The 6,000-nt window shown below is 43.3% G+C and carries 8 protein-coding genes; 6 read left to right on the top strand and 2 right to left on the bottom strand.

Going from position 1 to position 6,000, the window contains the following annotated elements; all coding sequences use genetic code 11:
* The first annotated feature begins 2 nt into the window (after positions 1 to 2).
* The 3 genes from ACWIP2_RS06655 (at position 3) to ACWIP2_RS06645 (ending at position 1,847) form a co-directional block, all read left to right on the top strand.
* Positions 3 to 137: a T9SS type A sorting domain-containing protein gene (locus ACWIP2_RS06655; protein WP_448519130.1), complete on the top strand. Its 135-nt coding sequence runs from the start codon at positions 3 to 5 to the stop codon at positions 135 to 137.
* Between the two features lie 136 nt (positions 138 to 273).
* On the top strand, positions 274 to 1,158 hold the full coding sequence (locus ACWIP2_RS06650; protein ID WP_448519128.1) for a hydroxypyruvate isomerase family protein: 885 nt from the start codon (positions 274 to 276) through the stop codon (positions 1,156 to 1,158).
* A 2-nt stretch (positions 1,159 to 1,160) separates the two neighbouring features.
* The gene (locus ACWIP2_RS06645; protein ID WP_448519127.1) at positions 1,161 to 1,847 is read left to right on the top strand and encodes a CAP domain-containing protein; all 687 of its coding nucleotides are present in this window, start codon (positions 1,161 to 1,163) and stop codon (positions 1,845 to 1,847) included.
* Positions 1,848 to 1,985: 138 nt separating this feature from the next.
* Here the strand turns inward: ACWIP2_RS06645 and xseA are convergent, their stop codons facing one another.
* Together xseA and ACWIP2_RS06635 are read right to left on the bottom strand one after the other, a co-directional pair.
* On the bottom strand, positions 1,986 to 3,209 hold the full coding sequence (gene xseA / locus ACWIP2_RS06640) for an exodeoxyribonuclease VII large subunit (protein WP_448519126.1): 1,224 nt from the start codon (positions 3,207 to 3,209) through the stop codon (positions 1,986 to 1,988).
* Between the two features lie 312 nt (positions 3,210 to 3,521).
* Positions 3,522 to 4,718: a DNA recombination protein RmuC gene (locus ACWIP2_RS06635; RefSeq protein WP_448519125.1), complete on the bottom strand. Its 1,197-nt coding sequence runs from the start codon at positions 4,716 to 4,718 to the stop codon at positions 3,522 to 3,524.
* A gap of 41 nt (positions 4,719 to 4,759) precedes the next feature.
* On the opposite strand from ACWIP2_RS06635, the gene ACWIP2_RS06630 reads away from it, so the two are divergent.
* From ACWIP2_RS06630 to ACWIP2_RS06620, 3 genes are read left to right on the top strand one after another with little or no spacing between them, the layout of a single operon-like run.
* Positions 4,760 to 5,089: a DUF6787 family protein gene (locus ACWIP2_RS06630; RefSeq protein WP_448519124.1), complete on the top strand. Its 330-nt coding sequence runs from the start codon at positions 4,760 to 4,762 to the stop codon at positions 5,087 to 5,089.
* Between the two features lie 59 nt (positions 5,090 to 5,148).
* Positions 5,149 to 5,337, top strand: coding sequence for a hypothetical protein (locus tag ACWIP2_RS06625; RefSeq protein ID WP_448519123.1), 189 nt, complete (start codon positions 5,149 to 5,151; stop codon positions 5,335 to 5,337).
* Positions 5,315 to 5,497 (top strand): DUF5522 domain-containing protein, encoded by a 183-nt coding sequence (locus ACWIP2_RS06620; RefSeq protein WP_448519122.1) that lies wholly within the window; start codon positions 5,315 to 5,317, stop codon positions 5,495 to 5,497. Before ACWIP2_RS06625 ends, ACWIP2_RS06620 begins: the two co-directional genes overlap by 23 nt.
* Positions 5,498 to 6,000: the final 503 nt, after the last annotated feature.

The raw sequence follows: 6,000 nt of genomic DNA, 5'->3' as shown, positions 1-6,000 counted from the left end.
TCATCAGCCGCCAGACCATCAGCGGTCGTCAGTTCAATGAGCTAATAGATCTGCAACAGATGAGTACGGGCGTTTACCTGCTGCAAATCCGTCAGACAGACGGCAAAGTATGGACGGAGAAGTTGGTGAAAGAGTAAAGCTGTAAATCCCTGATAGCGGATTCTTTCCAAACTAAAAACCCCGACAGGTCTTTGAGGCTTGTCGGGTTTTTTGTTGATGGGAGAGAAAAAGTTATATTTATCAACAGTTTTACACTGTAACCTATTTGCAGATATGACACACAGAAGAAATGCGCTCAAGCTGATGGCAGCAGGAGCGGTAGCATTGTCCACTAACGCACTCGCCAAACGGATGGAACAAAATGAGGCAGCACTTAGCAAGCGCTTTTCAGGGCAATTCAGGCACTCAGTTTCGCGCTGGTGCTACAGCGACTTGACTTTAGACGAACTTTGTGTAGCAGCCAAACGCTTTGGAATCGAGTCTGTCGAGTTGCTGAACGTGGAAGAACTGCCGCTGCTTCGAAAGTATGATCTTACCTGCGCAATGGTTTCTTCTATCCGCGATGGTTACGGCATTACTAAAGGCTGGAACAGAACCCAAAACCACGAGGGGTTACTAAAACTCTATGCCGACCTGCTGATCCCCGAAACAGCCAAAGCAGGCATGACCAATCTGATATGCTTTCCCGGCAATCGCGAGGGCATGAGTGACGAGCAAGGACTGAAAAACTGTGCCGCAGGACTCAAAAAACTTATTTCACTTGCAGAAAAATATAAGGTTACGCTGGTCATGGAGCTGCTTAACAGCAAGGTTGATCACGCCGACTATATGTGCGATCGAACGGCTTGGGGCGTTGAACTCTGCAAAATGGTAGGTTCGGAAAACTTTAAATTGCTTTACGACATTTATCATATGCAGATTATGGAGGGCGATATTATCCGAACGATCCGCGATAACCACCAATATATTGCCCACTATCACACAGCAGGCGTACCCGGACGCAATGAAATTGACGAAACACAGGAGATTAATTACCCTGCCGTGATGCGGGCCATCGCAGAAACGGGTTACAAAGGCTTCATAGGGCAGGAGTTTGTGCCCAAAAATCCCGATAAGTTGGCATCTTTAGCACAAGCCATCAAAATCTGTAGCGTTTAGTTATGAAAAAAATATACATTGTTACTTGTTTGATCTCGTTGAAGCTATCTTTAATAGCCTGTACAGCAGGTTTTTGGAGTCAGAGTACCAATACAGACAGCGATCAAGTAAAAGAAAAAGTTGTAGAGGTAGCGCCACCTGTCAAACCTACGCCCCCTATTCGCGCGGTAACTCTGCCCGCAAGTATTCAGGTACGACTTTCGCAGGAGGAGCTGAAGTTGTACCGCATGATGATGGCATATCGAAAGGCAAACGGACTGCCTGAGATTCCGCTTTCCAGTGCATTGACCTTCGTAGCGCAAACCCATTGCAAAGATCTGGAAGAAAATCCGGACATTTTGACAACTAACTGTAATATGCACAGCTGGTCAAACAAAGGCAAATGGTCGCCTTGTTGCTACACCTCCGACCATCGGGCATCTGAGTGTATGTGGAATAAGCCTCGCGAACTTACCAAGTACACAGGAAACGGTTTCGAGATTTCACACAGGAGGTTTGGGGCGGATGTTACGGCGGAAACTGCCCTCAACAGTTGGCGAAATAGTCCGGGACATAACAATGTGATACTCAACAGGGATATTTGGAAAAGTTACAAATGGCAAGCTATTGGTATCGGTATGAGCAATAGCTTTGCTACGGTGTGGTTTGGTGTCGAGCGAGATGCAGAGGGTAGCCCGCTCTTGCCTTGATTCAGCTATTTGCTACAGTACAGCCTGCAAAGCGCGTATTCCTGCGCTAATATCAGATTAGGCTGTCTGTTCGCCGGTCAGCAGTAAAATATCTGATCCGTAAATTTTTTGAGACATTTCATGCATAAAAATCTTGTTTTAATCTGTTGTCTTGTTGATAATATCAGCTTTAAAAATAGTGCTTTCACCCTTGATCGTTACTTGCATACCTACCTGTAAATCAGCAGATTTCAAATAGTGTTGCTCTTTTCTGATGAGGAAATAGCCTTTTTTAAGTAAATATTTAGGATTGGAACAACGGAAAAATTGTTCAAAAACTTCTAAGCGATGTCGGTCGGTATGCAACTTATTTTTTGCCAAAGACTGTATATTGATTTGCAGGCGCTGCTGTTTTATGGCCTCACTGCTGGTTTTTTCGTGTATTTGCCGCATTAATGCTAGCCGCAGACTGCTTAGTTGAGCCTTCTGCTCGTTTATTTTACCAGAACTGTACAAGGCAATCCTACGCGTCAGATCTATTATTTTTCCCTCGAACTGCATGTTGTGTTGCAGAATAAACTCGGCTACTGCAGTCGGGGTTTTGAGCGAAAGATATGCCGTTTGATCGGAAATAGTGCTGTCGCGCTGATGGCCGATACCTGCCAGTACGGGAATGGGACATCGCGCAATGGCACTTGCAACTGCTTCATTGTTAAATACTTCAAGGTCTAAGCGCGCACCGCCTCCGCGAATGATAGCCAATGCGTCGAATGAAAGGCTTACTCTTCTGATTTGCTCTACCAGCCCTGCAGCCGCGCCTTCTCCTTGCACACTTGCGGGAAAAAGTGTAACAGCAAAGCGGTATCCCCACGGATTATTTTCCAACTGGTTCATAAAGTCGCCAAAACCTGCGGCAGATTCAGAGGATACTACTGCTATTTTTTGCAGAACTACAGGAAGTGATAATTTTTGCTGTAAATATAATAGTCCATTTTGCTCTAATTTGGCAAGCGTTTGCAGTCGCTGTTGCTCCATCTCTCCAAGGGTATAAAAAGTATCAACAGCTTTGATCTGCATCGAAAGTCCGTGTACTTCGTGAAAATTGACCAAAACGCGGCAGCGGATACCTGCACCATTTTTGAGTATGCTTGTGAGCATTGCTCCGTGAGTATCCCACAGCCCTTGTAATACGTTCGACCATATAATGCCCTTTGCTTTGGCTACAATGCGTTCGTTCTCTTTTTGTACCAACTCAAGGTAGGCGTGTTCCTGTATTTGTAATTGGGCAATTTCGGCTGTGATCCAGAATTCGCGCCCGATACCTGTTATCAGATTGCGAATACTTTTATTGAGCTGTAGTAGTGTAAAAAACTTTTCTTGCATGGCTGAAAAATTACTGTAGTTTTATGCTTTTGTAAACGCTTGTAAATCAGTGTTTTGTATATTTTAGTTACAAGCAAAAAAGTAACTTGAGCTAAAAAGTTACATGCGTGCTAAAATGATCCCTCAAAAGTTAGTTTTTCTAAGAGATATACACCAATTTTGGAATGCATACTTTGGTAATTTGAATGTTGCACATGTATAATTCAGAATGTTGCACGTACAAATTGTTAAAGCTGTATATAATGGTATTTTTAGTTTAGTGAAACTTATGAATAAGCCGATCGCCTTGCAACCGGCTTATTCTTTTTATGTTCAATCCTCGTTGTTGTCAAAAAGTCCTGCGGGTAGCGATTTACTCGTTTTTGCACCTAATTTTCGCATTTTCTCTGCACGGCTGATCAAGTTGCCTTTGCCGGTGTTGAGTTTGGAAAAAGCCTGATCGTAGATAGTTCGGGCTTGGTCAAGTTCGCTTCCAATCTTCTGAAAGTCAGCAATAAAGCCTACTAATTTTTCGTAAAGCGCACCTCCTTCGCGTGCAATTTCCTCTGCATTCTTATTTTGTCTGTCTAATCGCCAAAGAGTGGCGGTCGTCCGCAGGGTTGCCATCAGTGTTGACGCGCTTACAGGAATGATACGTCGCTCGAATGCCCAAGAGAACAAGTCGGGATCGTGTTGGACAGCGAGGTAAAATGCCGGCTCAACAGGCATGAACATCAGGACGAAATCGGGGCTACCCGTGCCGATTGCCTGTTGGTAGTTTTTACTGCTCAGATCCTGCACATGCCGCCGTACAGATTGCAGATGTTCGCGCAGGTATAGCTGTTGTTGATCAGCCTCGGCTGCTGTGTACTGCTCATAAGCATTGAGCGAAACCTTTGCATCTATAACAAAGTACCTCCCTTCGGGCAATGAGATAACAATATCAGGCTGTAGTCGTTTGCCTTCGGAGTCGGTCAGGCTGAACTGGGTGCGGTATTCCCGATCGCGCTCCAAGCCGCTTTTTTCGAGGATGCTCTCCAAAATCATTTCTCCCCAATGGCCGCGTGTTTTTGCCTGTCCGCGAAGTGCATTAGTTAGATTATGTGCTTCCTTTGTAATTTGTTGATTTAATTCGCATAAATGCCTGATTTCTTTTTCAAGTGCGAATCTTTGTTTAGATTCTTTGTCATAAACTTCTTCAATTTTTTGTTGAAATTCGTACAAACGCTGCTGCATAGGCGCTAACAGCATAGCAACCTGCGTCTGGTTGGTGTCAGCTATTTTTTTGCCTTTTTCATCTAATACCTCTCCGGCAATCTGTCGAAACTGACTGTGCAGTTGCTCGCGCAGTTGCTGCCACTCTTTTTCTTTGTCTTGTAAGCGGGTTTGTGCAAGCTGTTTGTCGGCGTTTAATTGAATTATTTGCTGTTGATAATCAGATTGTTGTGCGGTTAATCTGTTTTGCAGCCAGAGCCACGCCAACAAACCGCCGATAAGCATTCCTCCCAACAGGTAAAGCAATTCCTCCATAATGTGTAATTTTGTGGAAAGATAGGAAAGATACATCACTGATGGCAGAAAAAAACTGGACTGAGCGCTTAAAAGAGCGCTGGGGCTTAATAAGTGGGTGGCAAGTTGCAGTAGTTTTAATTGTATTTGCTTGTACCGGATTTAGCACATTATACCTCAAGAAGTTGATTCTGCCTGTTTTGGGTGTTACTGATGAGAGTCCTTTTGCTTTGCGCGCATTTGCCAGTGTATTTGTTATCCTTCCACTATATCAGGTCGTGCTTTTAGCATATGGCTTTATGTTTGGGCAGTTTCGTTTCTTCTGGGAGTTTGAGAAGAAGATGTTTCAACGCCTGATTACGCCTTTTCGTAAGCGGTCGGCGGATAAATAGTACATCTTTTTTTAAACACTCGATTCTCACAAAAAGTTTATATGACTAAATCTAACAAAATGCTGCCTGAATTTTCGTTTAGGAAAAAATCATCTAAACCCCAAAAGTCCGCATGTCCTTTGCTATGCTGGGATTCTGCGCGCCAACAATGGGGCGATACGCGTCTGGACGAGGCTACGCGGCAGATTAAAGAACGCGCCATATCGCAAGTAAAAAAATCGTCTGATGAAGAATCCTCTCTCAAATAACAACGATCATCCGGCTGCTGAAAATCGTTATTACTACATAGAAAACAGAGTTCTTATTTTTACAGCGTTGTACCACCGAAAGAGAGGTTATTGCTGCAAGCGCGGCTGTAGGCATTGTCCTTATGGTAACTCGCCACAAGACAATGCCGGAAAGAAATAGCTTACTCTATTGAATGTTTTAGCTCTTGACTTCCGCGTTTTAACATCCAAATTGAAAAAGTCGCGCAAGTAATCTTTGTTCTTCGGAGAGTAGTAGTATTTTCTTTTTAGCCTGCTGCTTTTAGGGTAACAAAACAATTATACCATTATGAATGGCATGATGGGTCAATCGAGGCTGTCCTAAAAGGCTAAATGTAGCACAGACTTTAGTTTGTAGCTATTTGATTATCAAGTAATTAACAAATCATAGACTGAAGTCCGTGTTACCTTTTGGAAAACTTTAGAAAAAGGGGAGCAGGGTTGATTTCAATGCTACCAATATGCAATTCCTACGGAATAAAAACTGTATGACAGATGATTTATTTTACGGCGATTACTTTTTGATTGTTCGCGTAACAGGATAAAATCTACGTATTGTAACAAATGCAGAGCTACATAATTGCAAATTTACTTTGCAATTAGTTGTTATCAGTGTTTTGCATTTCAAAAACGCTAATAAACCGA

This window comes from Rhodoflexus sp. (genome assembly GCF_053489755.1).
This window is presented reverse-complemented; position numbering and strand designations above follow the sequence as displayed.